General features: G+C 35.4%; 11 protein-coding genes. 7 read left to right on the forward strand and 4 right to left on the reverse strand.

Features of this window, described 5'->3' with window-relative positions; translation table 11 throughout:
* The first annotated feature begins 169 nt into the window (after positions 1–169).
* On the forward strand, positions 170–775 hold the full coding sequence (locus tag B5G52_RS12300) for a short chain dehydrogenase (RefSeq protein ID WP_087532946.1): 606 nt from the start codon (positions 170–172) through the stop codon (positions 773–775).
* 432 nt (positions 776–1,207) lie between these two features.
* On the opposite strand, the gene B5G52_RS12305 is transcribed toward B5G52_RS12300, so the two are convergent.
* Genes B5G52_RS12305 through B5G52_RS12315 form a run of 3 tightly spaced genes read right to left on the reverse strand, consistent with a single transcriptional unit; the run spans position 1,208 to position 5,193 of the window.
* The gene (locus tag B5G52_RS12305; protein ID WP_087532947.1) at positions 1,208–1,594 is read right to left on the reverse strand and encodes a diacylglycerol kinase; all 387 of its coding nucleotides are present in this window, start codon (positions 1,592–1,594) and stop codon (positions 1,208–1,210) included.
* Between the two features lie 12 nt (positions 1,595–1,606).
* The gene (locus B5G52_RS12310; RefSeq protein ID WP_087532948.1) at positions 1,607–3,235 is read right to left on the reverse strand and encodes a phosphoethanolamine transferase; all 1,629 of its coding nucleotides are present in this window, start codon (positions 3,233–3,235) and stop codon (positions 1,607–1,609) included.
* A gap of 2 nt (positions 3,236–3,237) precedes the next feature.
* Positions 3,238–5,193, reverse strand: a complete 1,956-nt coding sequence (locus B5G52_RS12315) for an LTA synthase family protein (protein WP_087532949.1) — start codon at positions 5,191–5,193, stop codon at positions 3,238–3,240.
* Positions 5,194–5,365: 172 nt separating this feature from the next.
* Here B5G52_RS12315 and B5G52_RS12320 point away from each other — a divergent pair, with 172 nt between their 5' ends.
* The 6 genes from B5G52_RS12320 to B5G52_RS12345 all read left to right on the forward strand — a co-directional run bounded on the left by B5G52_RS12320 (position 5,366) and on the right by B5G52_RS12345 (position 15,183).
* Positions 5,366–6,040 (forward strand): response regulator transcription factor, encoded by a 675-nt coding sequence (locus tag B5G52_RS12320; RefSeq protein ID WP_058429029.1) that lies wholly within the window; start codon positions 5,366–5,368, stop codon positions 6,038–6,040.
* Positions 6,040–7,446 carry a HAMP domain-containing sensor histidine kinase gene (locus B5G52_RS12325; protein WP_087532950.1) on the forward strand — a complete coding sequence of 469 codons (1,407 nt, stop codon included), beginning with the start codon at positions 6,040–6,042 and terminating at the stop codon, positions 7,444–7,446. Before B5G52_RS12320 ends, B5G52_RS12325 begins: the two co-directional genes overlap by 1 nt.
* Before the next feature lie 1,827 nt (positions 7,447–9,273).
* Positions 9,274–10,341 carry a replication initiation protein gene (locus B5G52_RS12330; RefSeq protein ID WP_087532951.1) on the forward strand — a complete coding sequence of 356 codons (1,068 nt, stop codon included), beginning with the start codon at positions 9,274–9,276 and terminating at the stop codon, positions 10,339–10,341.
* 460 nt (positions 10,342–10,801) lie between these two features.
* Positions 10,802–11,305 (forward strand): RNA polymerase sigma factor, encoded by a 504-nt coding sequence (locus B5G52_RS12335; protein ID WP_087532952.1) that lies wholly within the window; start codon positions 10,802–10,804, stop codon positions 11,303–11,305.
* 16 nt (positions 11,306–11,321) lie between these two features.
* Entirely contained in the window at positions 11,322–12,317 is a 996-nt protein-coding gene (locus B5G52_RS12340) for a FecR family protein (protein WP_176372543.1), read from the forward strand.
* A 34-nt stretch (positions 12,318–12,351) separates the two neighbouring features.
* Positions 12,352–15,183, forward strand: coding sequence for a TonB-dependent receptor (locus B5G52_RS12345; RefSeq protein ID WP_087532954.1), 2,832 nt, complete (start codon positions 12,352–12,354; stop codon positions 15,181–15,183).
* A 57-nt stretch (positions 15,184–15,240) separates the two neighbouring features.
* On the opposite strand, the gene B5G52_RS12350 is transcribed toward B5G52_RS12345, so the two are convergent.
* Positions 15,241–18,339 carry a metallophosphoesterase gene (locus tag B5G52_RS12350; protein ID WP_254911197.1) on the reverse strand — a complete coding sequence of 1,033 codons (3,099 nt, stop codon included), beginning with the start codon at positions 18,337–18,339 and terminating at the stop codon, positions 15,241–15,243.
* Positions 18,340–18,477 lie beyond the last annotated feature (138 nt).

Consider the following 18,477-nt stretch of genomic DNA (forward strand, 5'->3'; position numbering starts at 1 on the left):
AGTCTCTGGCAAACACGGGGCGATTCAGTTTCTCTTTTAGCCATTAAATATAAATGTAACACATAACCAAAATATCTTGTATCACTAACAAACCATTGTTGTTTCTAATTGTTTTTAACCTTATTTAATATCACTCCACCAAATCAAACTTGCATAGATGGAAAAACAAATGAAAACAATTATTTTAATAGGTGCCTTGGGTAAGATGGGGCAAGCTGCGTTAACAGGTTTAGGAAAGCATAAGGTAATTACCGCGGGTCGTTCAGGTAATGTTGATCATATAGTTGATATTACAGATGAGCAATCTATCAGGAACTTATACAAAAATGTGGGGCATTTTGATGCAGTTGTTAATACTGTAGGAGTTTGTGAGTATGCCAACTTTACTGAAATGACTGAAGGTCAGTGGATGACAACCGTAATGAGTAAAATGATGGGGCAAATTAACCTAGTTCGTATTGGCCAAGAATATATTGCAGATCGAGGTTCATTTACGTTAATCAGTGGAATTTTAAATATAAAGCCAATTCCACTTGCCATTGCTGATGCAACAACAAGTGGTGCAATAGATACTTTTGTTAAATGTGTATCTCTAGAAATGCCAAGAAATACCCGAATTAATGTTGTTAACCCTACAGTATTATCTGAAGCTTGGGATGTTTATGGTGAAATGATGCCTGGATTTCAACCTGTACCAGGAGCTTTAGTCGGTAAAGCTTTTGAGCGTTCAGTAGATGGCTTTATTAACGGTGAAGTTATTTTAGTAGACGCTTAATTTTATTTAATTGGAGACACTAAAAGAAAGTGATCTCCAATTATCAAACAACGTTTGACTCACTGGCATTAAATACCAACCATAAGTTTAACTCTCAGGACAAAATCATGAAAAAATACACTCTGATAATTATCTGCATATCTCTGTCAGCTTGTAGTAGTTTTCAATCCTCTAGTGACGAAGAACCCAAATTAAAGCAAACTGAAGTCAATCAGGTTTGTAAAAAAATATTGAGACACAAAAGTCTAATAAACAGCTGTCGACCACTTAACGCACACTAGGCTCTACATCTAGTTTTGATTCATATAGTGCCATCCTAATTTCGCCAAAGTGTCATGAGCGGTCATTCAAGCGTAACTCGTTTTTGCCCCAAAACGAGTTTAGGCGACGGTCTCAAATGAGCGATAAGCGATCATTGAGATTGGATAAATTTTAAAAATAACCAATATAGCTTATAAATACAGCAATCCAGACGAATGAACATATCAATAGCGCAATTAATACTGCTGCGGAGCCTAAATCTTTAGCGAGACCTGACAATGGATGAATCTCTAAGCCAACTCTGTCTATTGTTGCTTCTATTGCTGTATTAACAACCTCTGCGAATATCACAAATAAAACAGAGATTAGTAGCATGACCTTTTCGTAAATACCTATCTGCCAAATAGAAATAATAGTTAGCGATAAAGCGAGTAAAAAAAGCTCTTGTTTAAAAGCAGCTTCATTTTTAGCAAGCCATTTAAATGCACGCTGTGAATTTTTAAAAGCTAAAACTACTCGATTAATACCTGACGGCTTATTTGCACTATCAAATTGCATTGGAAACTCTCTTTATAGACTTAGGGCCTTACAGGCGTTAAAAATATCGTATTCAGGTTGGTATTGACTGCTGCTTACTTGAGTTAAGCCAAGTAAAGTGTCAAAAATATTGTCGTGTGAAAATACTTTTGAGCGTTGTAACTCAATACAATCATTAAATTTAGAGTTAGCGAGCTTATTACTCCAAAAAATCATTGGGATATGAGTTTGCTCGGTTGGTGCTAATGCATAAGGAAACCCATGAAGATATAAGCCTTTTTCACCAAGTGACTCACCGTGATCTGACACATACAAGAGTGATTTTTCTATTTCGTTACTTGCTTGTAATACTTTTATCAACTGGCTTAACACCTTGTCTGTGTATGCGATAGTATTATCATATGTGTTTGTTAGTTCAGTTGTACTACAGTTCTGAATATCGCTTCGAGAGCAATCAGGTTTAAACAAACTTTCGTGTTCAGGGTAACGACGATAATAAGTTGGTCCATGTGAACCTATCATATGTAGAACAACCAATTTATGTTTAGCATTACTAGTCGCTATCTTGTCTGCTAGTTTCGTAACTAATATTTCATCAAAACAGTAATGACCATCACATAATGGATGTTCTTTATTTGGCTCAATGTTGTCTGATTTAATGCGAGCACACACTCCTTTACAGCTGCTGTTATTATCAATCCATGTTACTTCAATACCACTACGTTGAATTATGTCTAGAGCATTTTCTTGACTACTAGCAAGCCGAGAATCATATTCTTTGCGGTTCAGTCGTGAAAACATACAAGGGACTGAAATAGCCGTCGCCGTTCCACATGATGAAACATCACTAAAATACTTTACGCCTAACTTGGGAGTATAAGCATTCGTTGCTCTACTATAGCCTTGTAGTGAAAAGTTAGCCGCCCGAGCTGTTTCCCCGACAACTATTACAGTTAGCGAGGTGCTCGTTTTATTTTTTAAAGTGGGCAAATTATCGAGTACCTTGAAAGGTAATGGTGGATAAAAGTAATTATCCCTCAGGTATTTATAACTTGCTGTATAGAATGCAAACGGGGTGATATAACTTGTTAGCTGTCGGTTGTTGCGGCCAACAGAAGCGTACTCTTTATAAAAGGGTACAGCGATTAAGGCACAACAGAGCAAAGCTGATAGATTTAGCTTCGTAAAACTTTTTAAACGTACTCTAAAACTCCCAATAATTGTGAACTTGGAAAATAAGTAAGTAGGTACAACCCCCAATAGAAAAATAAATAACACAAGCTGAAAGTTTAAGTATGAAAATGCTTCACCTGAATTTGTTTCAACAATATTTTGTAACATGCTCTTGTCAAAAATAACGCCATAATTAAGTGTTGAATAAAACAACAATGAGCAAACTAAAACACTAAATAGAAGTATAGGTTTAACAAAAGTAATTAAGGACAACCAACTTAAAACTAAAACAGTCAATGAGAAAAGCAATAAAGGGATCGACGCGATAAAAAGCCAATTTATATGCCCTGATTGTGTTGCAGCCATAAAAGTATTGTATAAAAAAAAGCCATTAAATGCGATAACGATATACATTGAAACTAAGCAAACAAATTGACAGTAACTTACTTGCCAAGACGAAATACAAAATCTTTTAAAAGCAATTTTCATAGTTATTCCTTATCACTACTTTTATCAGCTAAACGATAAAGCTGCTCGGTGTAAGCTAAGTTGCTAAATAACACATGAGCGAGTGCTTTTTCTGCCAACGTTTGATCAACATTTTGCTGTTCATTTTTTTCTTGTATTTTGGTTTGTTTGTTATAGCGCCAATAGCTGGTTTGTTGATTTGGCATTAGGATGACAGCGCGATCATTTTCTAGGTATGCAAAATTGTCGTAGTACTGCATCATCGCACGTTCAACTGGATAACTTTTAGTTAGATCAAAGCCCAGCATAGGGGTTGCTTGGTCAATTCCTAAAAGTGACAACAAAGTAACAGGTAGATCAATTTGACTAACGAGTCTTGGATCGCGTTTACTTTTCATATCGCTGTTTAAAATAACAGCGGGTATATGAAAAGACTTCAAAGGGACAGGTTCAGAGCCAAAAACACGCACATCATGGTCTGCCACAACCAAAAATACGGTGTTTTCCCAGTACGACCGTGTTTTTGCTTTATTTATAAATTTTCCTAGTGCGTAATCGGCATACTTTATTGCAAGATCACGCTTATAGTTTTCAGGGTTATGTCCTTTGGGTAGCGATACTTTGCCTTGTGGTATATCAAACGGATCGTGATTACTAGAAGTAAATACAAGACTAAAAAATGGCTCTGTCGAATTACTTAATTTAGTCAGTTCTTTATCTGCTTGATTGAATAAGTCCTCATCACTTACCCCCCAAGAGGAGATAAACTGGGGATTTTCAATATGGTTGATGTCAACAATATCGTTAAACCCGTTTCCTAGAAAAAAGCTTTTCATATTGTCAAAATGGCTTTCACCGCCGTAGATAAACTGTGTTTTGTAACCTTCTTGACTCAAGACATCCGCTAGTGAAAAAAAGTTATGCTGTGATTTAGATAGTTTAACTACTGAGCGAGATGGTGATGGTGTAAAACCTGTGGTAATTGCTTCAATACCTCTTACGGAGCGCGTGCCCGTAGCATAAAGGTTGTCAAACCCCCACCCTTGTTGATATAGCTTATCAAGTTCAGGTGTAATATCTAACCCTCCAAGTTCTCCAACAAATCGGGCACCTAAACTTTCCTCAAGTATTATAACTAAGTTTTTTTTAACACCAGACACAAAAGGCTTGTTGTGCGCCAAGGTTGGAATATTTCCAGCGACAAACTGTTTTCGATAAGAAGCCTTTTTGACCGTATCTATAATTTGTTGACGAGGCATTGTGCCATACAAATTACTGGCACTTTTTTCGTTACCCATGTTTTTCAGCGCAAACGCAACACTGTAAGTGGAGTTAAGAACAAGTGAGTTTACTAGTGAATCTTGAGAAAAATAGACTAATGCAGGGTTAAGCGGCCGGTGACTCAATGTACCTCTGGCAGAAAATAAGCAGATTATTAAAGCAGCCATTAGAATGGATAAATTGGATGCTTTTTTCAGCGACTGTGGTTGTGTGAATGCTCTACATAAAAAGCGATAGCTATAAACGCTTGTTAACGTAGCCAAAAGCAATGTACTTAGCATTGCTAAAAGATGGCCATGCACTAACATTGAGAAGACTTCTTGTGGGTAATCAAGGTATTCAATATATAATCGGTTAGGCCTTACATCATATTGATTGATGAATGCAGGTGTTGATGCTTCAACAATAACAACTACAGTTACAACAACGCTACCGTAAAGTGTAAAAATACGTTGGAACAGCTCTGTTTTAGGGCGTGCAACTACATTCAGTATCAGTATAAAAACCCCAATAGTTGCTAAGTATCCAATGCTACTTAAGTCTATTCTGATAGCTCCTGATATGATCGGCCAGATATCACCATCATTTAATCTTGAATGTTGCCAAAACAATAAAGCAATGCGGGAAGTTATAAAGATTGATATCAATATAATAGTAAAACGCAACAAGGGTTTTAAAACGGAAGTATTTGCTGTCATAGTTGTGCTCGATCTTAATAATTGCAGCAATACTAAAAACCGAAACTTAAGAAATCCTGAGTCTAAACTTAATATTGGCTAAACTATGGAAACTTAAGCAAGTCTTAAGTAAAACTTAAGCTATATGGCGTAACCTAATGATGAAGATGCATTTCAGGTGAATGAGTAACACATGAAGTTATTAATAATTGAAGATTCAGCGTCACTAAGGCGTAGTTTACGAATTGGCTTAGCAAATCTAGGCTTTGCGGTTGATGACACCGGTGATGGTGCACAAGGGCTGAGTATGGCGATGACGGGTGAGTATGAGCTTATAATACTTGATATTATGTTACCGAGTATCGATGGTATTACTTTATTGCAAACCATAAGAACCAAACAGCTTGATTCTAAAGTCTTAATTTTGTCAGCTAAGCAAGAACCTGAAGACCGTGTTTTAGGGCTTTTAACTGGAGCGGATGATTACCTTACTAAACCCTTTTCATTTGATGAGCTCCACGCTCGACTATTAAATTTAATGCGCCGTGGTGGATTGAAGATGATGAGTGATATCATAACTATTGATAATTTAGCACTGAATTTACAGTTAAAACTGCTAAAAGTGGCTGACAATGTTATTGACTTAACACCCAACGAGTACAAAATTGTCGAATGTTTATTTAGCAATCAAAATAAAGTGTTTAGTGCTGAGAAGCTAAGTACCTACCTTGCAGGGCAATATGATTTGATATCAAAGAACTCGATTGAAGCCCATTTATCATCTGCTCGCAAAAAAGTAAGAGTTGCAGGAGGGGAGCTGCCAATTCAGACCAAACGTGGTTTTGGTTATATTGTACAAGGACAATAATGAAATCTATTCGCAGTAAATTAGTTGTTACACTCTCGGTAACTATAACAGGCTTTGTTTTATGCATTTTGTTAGCAACCGACATTGCTGTTGATAGTTGGATAGACAATGAGTTTGATCGCAGCCTGCAATCCAAAGCAGGTATGTTAATGACCTTAGTACATAAAACTGATGAAGGTTTTTCGTTTAGTTTTTCTAGTGAGTTTATGCCTGAGTTCGCAGGGGAAATAGAGCCTGAGTACTTTCTAGTATGGAGCAAAGAAGGTATTTTTACCCGCTCCAAAAGTTTAGATTTATTTGAGGTTAAAAACTTACCATTTGAAGACTTGGAGATTGGCGAATCAAAAATACGCCCTTTACAATTACCTGATGGCCGAGATGGTCGTGTGTTTTATAGTCGTTTTATACCACAAGGAAAAGACAATACATCAGAAGATACATATAAAAAAACAAATGATGAGCCACTGACTTTAGCTTATGCAGCGTCTTCTGAGGAAGTTGATTTTGTACTTTGGTTGATTGACGTTATTTTTATAGTGACCACAATTACAGTTATTGTATTTATTCGATTATTTGTCAGGAAGGCGATAGATACATCACTTGCGCCATTAATTAAACTCAACCAAGATATCAGTCAGTTAAGTATTACTAGTGAAGGTTCACAGATATTTATACAAGAGCCAGTTAAAGAGCTCTTGCCTATTGTTGAAAGTTTAAACGCCTTTATTAAAGAGAATAGACAACTTTACCTAAGGGAAAAGCGACTTACATCCGATATTGCCCATGAAATAAAAACGCCCATTGCCGAACTTATAAATATGGCAGAAGTTGCTATCAGGTTTCCAAATGAGAAAGAACTCAATGATGATTTTAAACCTGAAGCGTTGAAAATAAGTTTACGGCTTAAAAATATCGTGTCGAACTTATTGCTATTACATAAATACAGTGATGGTAAGCTAATAAAACAAGATGCTTGTGATTTAAATCAAGTTATTACCAGAGTCATAGAAAACAGTGATTTATCGCGTGTAAATTTGGAGTTGAATGAGAATGCACCAGCAATTATGAGCAACTTGTTTGCCCTCGAATCAATTATTAGTAATTTAGTTAACAACGCGAAACAATACAGTCCACTAGATTCAAAAATTTTAGTCTCCACGAAGACTGCAAAAGAAAAACTTTTAATTTTGTCAGTTACTAACTCCCTTATTGAACCTTTGAGTGATAATGATATAGACCAATTATTTGACCCTTTATGGCAAAAAGACACTTCAAGAACATCGAATAATAACTTTGGATTGGGGTTATCAATCGCTAAAACGCTTAGCAAAGCAATTGATGCGCAATTAAGTGCAGAAGTTAGTGACAAAAATATCACATTTTCTTTAGCCTTAAACACGGATTAGCTTATTTAGCACCTACATAGAAATAAAGGCTGGGGAGTGCAATTATGTAATGAGACTCCTAAATACTTAATTTTACTGGCAGCTATCAAACAATCAACTCCATTTCTGCGGTTTAGCAGGATGTTGTTATCTCTATACATGGTACAGAGCCTCTAACTCGTTTTTGTCCAAAAACGAGTTTACTCGACCGTCTGCTTCTCGCTCAATCTTGCCTTTTACCTTAATGACCTTAATTACCTTAATGCTTATATGCAGTAATTACTTTATCAAAAGCTTTAACAAATATACTACCCAAGTATAAATATCACGTTTTATACCAAACCAGCAGAGCCCTTATCGAGATAGAGTCTGGTACGGGGTTGTAGGCCTTAATATAAGGCTTGCTGTGTTTGACCATTTTTTCGTTAAATTACTTCCGATATTACTACTCACCATAATTTTAATAGTCACATTTGGGTATGAAGTTGTTTATTCCACATTGTGGAATGTAGTTAATTCCAACTAAACGTAATTGATTAACACTATGTACTTATTTATTAATATAAGTGTGAACTTCAATATCTAAAACGATTTCAAAATAGGGGAGGGTACTAAAAACTATCAAGTTATAAATAAGCTTTCCACATTGTGGAATCACTTAACTCGCTTTTAACTATATATCTTTGTACTAAACATACCCTCTGTAGCACTACAGCTTATGAAACTCTAAAAATGGCAGCATTTACCTTATCCATATTTCAAGATAACAGTATTCTGGTGTGTTACACCAGAATACTGTTATCTTGAAATGAGTTATGACTTATACAATCCAATTCAATTGCTGATTTGGGGTTTGATAACTCTACCTCCTTATCAAAACACCATAATTATGTATTTTTCCTTTTGAACATATCTTAAAGTTGGTGTTACACACCAGTTTTGAGTTACTTACTAGTTCAAATACCAGAATGTTGTTATCTACCACCAGAATAGAGTAACCATTAATAATCCCTATGGCTTGAACCAATGACAAACACCACTTTTCGGGTATCTTAATAAATAATAACCAGTAATATGTCATTGATAGTTTAAAATCTATCCATTTGGGATTTTCCAATTACATAAAACTGGTTATCACACCAGAATCCAGTTATCTCAAAAGGTAAATCACCAGAATCGTGTTATCAAATGCAATTATGTTCAGTAGAACTTAAGATTTCACACCAGATTTATGTAATCTAAAACAACCTAAAAGCCAGAATAGTGTCATTTAAGGCTGGTTTTCATTATAAGCTAGTCAGAAATAGGGAAATAAACCAAGTAAAATGATGAAAAACACCATAAATATGTAATTACAACTATATAAACAACACTATTCTGGTCTGGAACACCATAAATCTGTCATCGCTAATATATTTAATTCGATAAACATTACCTTCTATTAGCTTAAAAAGGCTATAGGAGGGCTTTATAGGTGCGTTTAATTTACATAAAACTGGCATAGAACACCACTTTAATGTAAACATAAAAACCAGAATGCCGTTGCTCACAATAATTACATTTTACAATAAAAACAATATACTACAGTAAAAATAGAGCTTTAAAACTATCTAACTCAATAAAATTGCTTATTAGAATCATGTTCTCAACCGAGTATAATGACATATTTATGGTGTAAATAAGGTTTCATTACATATTTATGGTGTGGATCACCACTTTTATGTGTTCACAACATAAAAAACACCATAAAAGTGTATTCATAAGCTTTGTGCTTACATATTTCTGGTGAAAAAAACCAGTATTGTGTACACTCAATAATTATGAATACAGATTTGTGGTGATAGCCGGATGACCAAACAGTTAAGTAATAAGCCAATTTCACGAAATAACCTGCCAAAACATATCAAACAGGGCCATAAACTCGTGTTTAGTCGTAAAGATCTATCTCAACGTGAAGCTGACTTGTTTGCGTTAATGATGGCTCAAATGAAAAGCGGCGACTGGGCAAATACAACACCACAATATACATTTACTGCAAGTCAGTTATCTGAATGGCTCAATATCGATTCAAAGCATGTTGGTTCGATTCTATCACCAGCTGCTGAACGCCTTTCTAGCTATAAGATAGGTATTAAAGTCGAAAACGAAGGTGGCGACGAAGACTTTGATTACAAACCCTTATTTAAACGTATTAGGTATAAAAAAGGGCTACTGACAATGGTACCAAACGATATGCTGGAAAGTGAGTATATCGAATATCGACAAGGCTTTGCATTGATCACAACAAAAACATACCTTGATATTAAACAGGAGTATGCAAAGCGCCTGTATGAGATTCTAAGCCGCTTTAAGAAAGATGGCTACGAGATGCATTTCATTAAAATTGAAGAGCTTAAGGGACTGTTTGGGCTACTCGATGAGAAAGGTAAATTAAAGAAAAACAAAGCTTCATTCGCTAATAACGGCGTATTTATGAAACGTTGTATTAGAGACAGTATTGAAAAACTGAGTAATCACCCTATAGCCAGAAAAGAGTTTTTATTTTTAAATAGTGAAAACAACGAAGTAGGGTATGAGTTAAGGACTCAGGGTAAAAAAATATCAGAAATTAAATTTTTAGTTCGCTGGGTAGACAAGGGAACTATAGAAGAGCTTAATACACATGATGCATTAAAAATAGTTAAAGAGCTTATTTCTAAACAAGTAACCAGCAAACAAAAACTTTCACCAGCTGAGTTAACGCAATTAATGTTGGCGTATAGGTATTTAGGCCAAGATGAAGAAGCTGATAGAGTTGAAAAAGCACTGCAAGCATTTCAAAAATCAGAGCCTGAATTTGAGGAATATGAAGAAGAGAAGGGTGTTAAAGACGAGTTAGCATCAATAATGCAATTAACAAAAGATATAGAGTATTAAATCACACCATAAAGGTGTTATCTTAATACCAATTTGCTGATCAATAACACCAATATTATGATCAACTTGACCAGTAAAATGATCTAAAACACGAGTTTTGTGATCAACAACGCCATAAATGTGATCTAAAAAGGCGTTTAAGTTTTTTTAAATCAATACGTTATAAACCCTATAGATCTAATACTATTTATAGTTCTTTATATTAATAATAGAATTTATAGGGTGTGTGGATATGTTAGTAACTACATCCACTCAGGTTTAACCACGTATAAATACTTCATTCGATATAGCTAGCATCTTACTTTGCTAATACTGACATAGGCTAAAAAACAAAAAGACTATACTAATTAATTCTCCGACCTTACTTAACGGATAGATTAAAGTGTCATTAAAAGTTCATATTTTAAGGCTAAAATTAATAATGTAGATTTTAGTCTAACTATAAAAATAATGAAATTTCATGTCATTCAACTCTAACCTATCATTTCAAGAAATCTTCGATAAAAGCATGATGGATCGTGTAAAAAGATTCATCACGCACAGAAACTCAAATGTTAGTAATACTGAGGACCTTGTTCAAGAAACAATGGTTAAAGCATTAAGTAGAAAAAAAACCACAGAAATTGAAAACATTAATGCTTATATAAACCAAGTAGCTAAATCAGTTATTTGTGATAACTGGGAACGCACAAAAGAGCAAGAAGCCTTAGAGTGTAATGATCTGCTAGTTAGTAATAATGAAAATCCAGAATTAATTGCTATAAATCAACAGAAAATTATACAGTTGCACAGTGTATTAGACTCGCTACCTGAACTTAGACGAAAAGTATTTATATTACGTCGTGTTGAAGGCTTAAGTTATGATGAAATAAGTGAGCAGCTTGAGATAAGCCAAGATGCTATAAAAAAACATATAACTAGAGCCATGGCACAGATTACATTGCATGTTGATAGATATAATTAAGCTAGGCATACATACAATGAATCATAATGGACCTCTAGCGATGAAAAAAAATAATTTAGAAGAAGCAGCTAACTGGATTGATAGACTGCATGAATTAGATAATGATGAAAAACAGGAATTAACCATTTGGTTACAGAATAAAGATAATAAAATCGCTTTCGATAAAATTGCTAAAGTCTTTGGAGATGATGAAATAAAAAACGCTTTACATATTTATTCTGTGGAAAGTAAAACCAACAAAAAAAGATTAAAATCACAATCCAGTACATTACCTGTGAGAATTGGACTTGCTGCATGTGTCGCTGCGTTAACAGTAATTTCTTATTTATCCCTTACTCCTGAACAACATACCTTAAAAAATCAATCAGTATCAGCTTTAAATACCATAGAACAAAGTACTGTCGTTAACTCTAAGCTAGGCGAAAGAAAATCAACACTATTAGAAGACGGATCTTTTGTACATCTAAACGCAGATAGTGACATAAGCGTTACATTAAAAAAAACCTCGAGATACGTAGAATTTAATAAAGGACAAGTTTTTTTTGATATCGCAAAAGATTCTAAACGGCCATTCATAATAGAGTCAAATCAAGCAACTATTAAAGTATTAGGTACATCTTTTGATGTTGAGAAAGATCATGAAAATACAGTAGTTACAGTGTATGAAGGTAAGGTATCGGTAACATCAGGAAGAACAGTTACTTTAATTCCACCACAGCAAGCCATAGTTAAAGACAATGAGATAATTGTAAAAAATAACCTCAAGTTAAACCAATTACCAGCTTGGAGAACAGGGTGGATTGAATTAAACCAGCAACCATTTTTTATTCTTATTGATAAACTGCAAAGTTATAGTGCTAAAAAAATTATTATTAGTAGCCAACTTGATAAAACAATAGTTAGTGGGCGATTTAAGCTAGATACCCCATATGAAAGTATTCAATTAGTTGCTGCAACTTATGATTGGTCTGTGTCTGAAGATGATACTCATATTTACATCCAATCTTCATAGAATATCGTAAATTGGCTCTTTAAGAGGCAGGAAAATGGATTTTAAAATTAAAGGGTTTTGTAAAATCTATTTCATCTTATTTTGCTCGCTATTCACTTACTCCGCTGAAGCAAATACCAGATCACTATATCTTCCCGCAGGTGACTTGGGTCAAATATTACAAGAAATTGCTATCAAATTTGGGGTTTCATTTAGTTACGACCCTGCTTTAATCAAGGGTAAATCCAATGTGTTACTAAATGGACGCTATACATTAGATGAATCACTAAGGCTCATTTTATCTGAGCATAACATTACATACGAACTTAAAAATAGTGGCTTTATTCTTTATAGAAAACCAAGCAAATCAGTTCAACCTTTTATTGAAGAAATAACAGTTACCAGTAGTTTTAATCAAATTAGCGAAGAACTAACACTCACCCCCAAAAATATTATTGATGACCTTTCTTTTGAGGAGATTAAACGAAGCCCAAGTACTAATTTAGCTGAGGCTATACAGCAAATGTCAGGAGTTACAATTACTCGTGAACTAGGTGAAGGAAAAAAGACATCAATTCGTGGTGGCACCCCTGACTTTAGTTTGACTACATTAAATGGCATGCCGGTGTTAGCAAATAATGATTCACCTATGGATAGTCGTATTCAAAAAGAAAAAGATCGTAGCTTTGATTTAAATATTTTACCTGCAGAGTTGTTTAGATCTGTGAGTATACAAAAAGCATATTCTGCACCATCTTTGCCCGGTGGCATCTCTGGGACGATAGAGCTTGATTTGATTAATCCGTCAGATTTAGGCGACTTTTATTTCTATATTTCACCACAAATTGGCTTTAATGATTATTCTACTGATCTGGCTAAAAATATTTCTTCTATTATTTCTAACTCATGGGAGAATTGGGGGGTACTTGCAAGCATTACTTATTCAGAACGAAGCTCTGAAGAGCAGGGCGCAAATACTTTTAGGTGGCGAAATATACCGTTTGACGATGTAGATTTATCAGCGCTGTCACAGCATGATAGGGATAGTTTAGTAAACGGGGATTATATAATTCCAAGAGGAAACCGTTACTCTGTATGGCAGGCAAGCCATGAACGGCTCGGTGCTAACTTATCCTTAGAATATAATACTGAAGATACTCATATTGACTTAGATATTCTTACTGGTTATCTGAAAGGCAATCGATATGAATTTCACGTTTATCCTAGAGGTGAAAACTCAACGCCTGTTGTTAAAAATTTATCAGTGATCACTGATGTTGAGGTAAATGAGTATAACGAGCTTGTGTATGCTAATTACAAGCAGGCAAACGTTTCTACCGAAAACAGAGCTCAGTCAATTGAAACCACGTATGAGCAAAGCACTCTTTCTATAAGTAAAAACTTAACAAACAAACTGAAAATGAATGCTCTTTTAGGTGTTGAGTTATCAAAATATAACATCCCTTATAGCAATAAGGTTTATACCCGAGGGGTAAGTGATGTTTCTATAGACTATAGAAATACCCCTTATTATGCGGATATCCAATATAGTGAAAACTTAGAATCATTAGATATGTGGGTACTCGATCATGGTGATTTGGAAACGTATAGCTCAAGTAATAAATACTACTTTGCTCAAGTAGATTTCAATTACCTTGTAAACAACACGTTTGAGATCCAATTTGGCGCTGATTGGGCTGCACATAAGAGCAAAGTTGCAAATAAAAAATTAAACGATATTGCGCTTGATAGGGAGTCTGGTTCTCCTTTGCATTTGAATGAAGTACCCAGTGCTTTTATTAATGCTCAAAACGCACATAAAAAGCTTAAATGGCTAAAACTACACACCAATGATACATTGCAGTTTTTTGGGCTTGACCCTTACCGCATTGAACAAAACATAGGTCAAACTAGTTATGAAAATGAGGCTGTCACAGAGTACAGCAAAGGTGTTTACTCATCGTTAAATATTTCACTGGAAAACTGGATAACCGATGTTGGTTTTCGTTACCAATCTGATCAAATAACTTCAATTAAAGCACCGTCTACGCCGATAACTTATGGGGTGTTTTTACCAACCGTTAATACGGCCTACGCTATTAATAATGATTGGCAGGTATATTTGGGTTACTCAAAAAACTATTCAAAACCTACGTTAGAATCCTTAGATTTTTATGGTAATGCCCACTTAACAGAACATTCAAAGTATGTGTTTAATCCTGATCTAAAGCCTTATATTTCTAATAACACTGATATATCTTTTAACGGACAAGTTGGTGCTAATAAAGCATTGGGCATTTTATTTTTTTATAAAGATATAAAAGATTACATTGTTACAACGTTGATAGATGGTGATAACAGGCAGGGCTATAACACTAGCTCAGAGACTCTTATTTGGCATGATAATGCAGAGAGTGCCTATCAATGGGGGAGCGAGGTTAGCTTTAAGTATTTGCTACAAAATACTTATTGGGGTTTTAGTATGAATGCCTCTTATAACGAAGGAAAAGTAACATATTACAATCCTGCAACCGGGTTACCGCTTTTTAAAAAACAACTTCCTTACTTGTCAGACGTAACAGCATCAGGAACAATTTTTTATGACAGTCCTAAGGCATTGTTTAAGATATCTTCAGTCTATCGCGGCAGCTATATAGAAAGAGCGGGCGAAATATTAATTGATGAAGATGAAACTGGATTTTTACCAACGACCTATTTTAATGCCTTTTTTAGTTATTCATTCATAGATAACTGGCAAGTAAAGTTGAGTGCATTTAATTTAACTAACGAAGAAGTTCGTCAATACAGTAATTCTAATTACCGTGCGAATAACACGACAACGAGTGGGAGAAGTGTTTATTTAGGCTTTAGTTACACTTACAGATAAAAGGCTAGTTTTAGTGAGTTAAAAAAGCCCTGAAGCTAACTCCAGGGCTGTATTATTTTATTTTTCAATTACAGCAAACTTACCATCTGTATGGACGAAACCCCAAATCACATTAGCGTTTTTAGAGTATCCCCAGTAGCGTTGCTGACAGCCATTAATAGCATAACTGCCTTCTGGGTGTTGCTCAGTCAGTCTATAGTGAACTGAGTAATGATCAGAATAACCAGTTTCAACGTAGCATTCAGGGCTAAATGCTGGAACCCATTGGTTGATTTCACTGTCATATCGGCCAACAGTTAATGTTTCTAAATCTTTACCTTGTGGTGCCACGATACTGATAGCCATTGCATCTGCAAAATCTAGTTTATCGTCATTATATCTATTGTTCCATGAGTCGCTATTACTACAGCCAGCTTGATAGTCACTGGTGCTGGTATCACCACTTAACGAAGCTTCTAAATCACGGCCTTTATTAAGTACACCATCACGTGAGACATGTGTAGCGTTTAATACTTCACATCCACTGCGGTTAATATAAGTAAGTGACTCTGGTGCGGCTGGATCTATAGAGCCAAACTCGTTAAATTTAGTACCATCTTGGTTTTGGTTACCGCTGATATATAAAATATCAGATAATGTCACGTCACTTGTATCACTAAACCAGCTAAGAGTTACAAGCTCTCTCAACATTTCCACGCGATCAATGTTTGCAGCATATGAGGTATTGTACGTCATATTGTAGCCATCAATGATGGTTGCTTCAGTGCCAATGTAGCCTTCCTCAGAAGGGGCTTTACTGTGTAAAAAGTAGTTTTCATTAGGCTCAACAACGCGCTTAGTTGCATCTTTTGTATATGAGGCTTCATCTACCGCTACCCATTGTATGTCTTCACATACTTTGGTGGTTTCTACAGAGCCTTTCACCATGAAGTCACCCTCATAATGACACCATTGGTTTGTGTCTTTATCGTAATGAGCGCCTAGGTTCATATCTACTTCAGATAAATTATGATTAGCATAATAGTTAGTTGTTTTCATTTGACGGCCGTTTATTTCAACGACTACAAAAGAGATACCTGCAGCTAATCCATTGGTTGACTCTGCATATTTCAACCCATTGCTATTCACATAACTCTGAACAGTATCTTCACGAACAAAGTTATCAATATATAAGCTTGTTTCATACTCTTCTTGACTACCATAAAGGTTTTCATATGACTTCCATGATGCGCTTCCACCAACAATTTGTGTGAAACCATTGGAAGTATCTTTGTGTGCTTTATCAGTATGAATAAGGCTACGTGTATATTGGTGATCGTGTCCTGAAATATAAGTCACTTGATAGTCATTAAATAGAGTTAATACGTCATTTGCTAATCCTGGTGCAGAGTCATCTTGAAGTAACAAGTAACCTAATTGTCCAATATCATAACCGTCAACATTAGGTTCTTGGTTTTCTTCTAGTGCACTGACGGCTTCTTCTAAAATTGCAGATAAGCGAGTTAACTCTGCTTGTTCAACATTACTGCTCACTGCTGCGTCATAGTTTGCTTGAGCAAGATCTGCGGCTGCTTGGAGTGCTCTTTCAGTCGCTTCATATGCTTCATATTGTTCTACTTGGTAAGTTTGTGGGCGCTTTTTAGTTGAAAGAGGTTCATGGCCAAACGCTACAATGTGATCTACGTTTTCAGCATTTGCAGTAATTACTTCTTGTAGCCATTTATATAAAGTTAACCATGTGCCTTTAAAAGTGCTGTTATGGATATCTGCAAAGTAAAAATCTAGTCCAATAAATAGCGTATTATCTTTAACAAAATAATAAACCAGATCTTCTAACTCAGGGTAGCCAGTAATAACACCCTGATCTAAGTAACCTTGAATAATTTTACCAGTATAAGCTTGGTATAATGCATAACCCTGATCAAAATCTACTTGGTTTTTACCTTCATATGGATTGATATCATTGTAAACGTTGTTTACAGATTGACGTTCCCACTCTTGAGTATTTTTGAACCATGCAGGCCAATTACGTCCATTAACAATCTCGTGATTTCCTCGCACTGGGAATAGGTCAATTCCTGCATCTTGTAATGGCGAAGCTACTTTATCCATCCATTGAACATAATCTGATTCTGCTCTGTATTCAGTGATATCACCCGTTGCTAAAACAAGGTCAACATCTAGTTCTATCATTTTATCAGCTACAGCTTCCACTAGTGGTACAGGCAATATTTTCCAATCCGGTCCAAAGTCTTTTCTATCTTCAGGGCTAACAACGATTGCTGCACCTGCACTGTCAGTTTCAATGTAAGGTTGGAGAGGATCTTCTACATTGACTAAATAGCTAATGCCATCTTCATCCCAATCACCTGGTTTGACACTGTCTGCTTGGCTTTCAGTACCTGCATCGTAGAAACCATCACCGTTAAAGTCAACACCAAGCCACTCACATATTGGGCTACCATCTACGCTAACATCATTGCCATTTTTGTCCACGCACACATAGGCTTTCATATTGTCATCATCACGACCTTGGGTATCTGGAAAAATAGCAAAGCGCCAAACTTTATCGCTCTCTTCAGGTAAGATATTAGCGCCCGATGTGCTATTAAGCCCTAAAACTGGTTTTTGCTTAGTAAGCTGTTCAATGATTGATGTTAATGAGTCAATTTTAGCTTGAAGGGCATCTATGTCAGCATCTGAATTTGTTGTAAGCGAACTTAGTTGATCTGTTAACGCAGCAATTTCTTCTTTTAATGCGGTCACATCTTCATCTGACGCTGTAATGCTGTTGTTTAACTTTAATGTAAGTTCAGCAATATTTTTTTGTATTAATTCACTTTCTAATTGAGTTAGCTCATTACTTTCACTTAATTGCGTTGCTAATAAGTTTAGCTCTGATTTTAACGCTTCAACTTCTTCGTCAGGCAGATGTGTTAAACCATCTAACTGAGCTGTTAAAGAATTAATTTGAGATAACATATCTGATGCTTGTTCATCGCTTAAAGAGTTTTCTGCATTAACAGCGGCGAGGCTTTCTTCTAATTGAGCAACTTGCTGTTCTAGGCTGTTAATTTCGTCTTTATTATCGTCAAAGCTACAGGCAGATAGCACTGCTGCAGCGGCTAAAGTGAGGGTAAACTTATGTAGTTTCATTACGTTTCCTTGATAAAAGTGAAGAGATAAATTTCTCAACTACACAACTCGACCTCGAAAACTCATTTAGGTGGACAAATTATATTTTTTATTTTTCTTCTTTAATTTCATATAAATGAAATAATAGTCATATAAAGA

This window comes from Pseudoalteromonas sp. A601 (assembly GCF_002165575.1).
Taxonomy (GTDB): domain Bacteria; phylum Pseudomonadota; class Gammaproteobacteria; order Enterobacterales; family Alteromonadaceae; genus Pseudoalteromonas.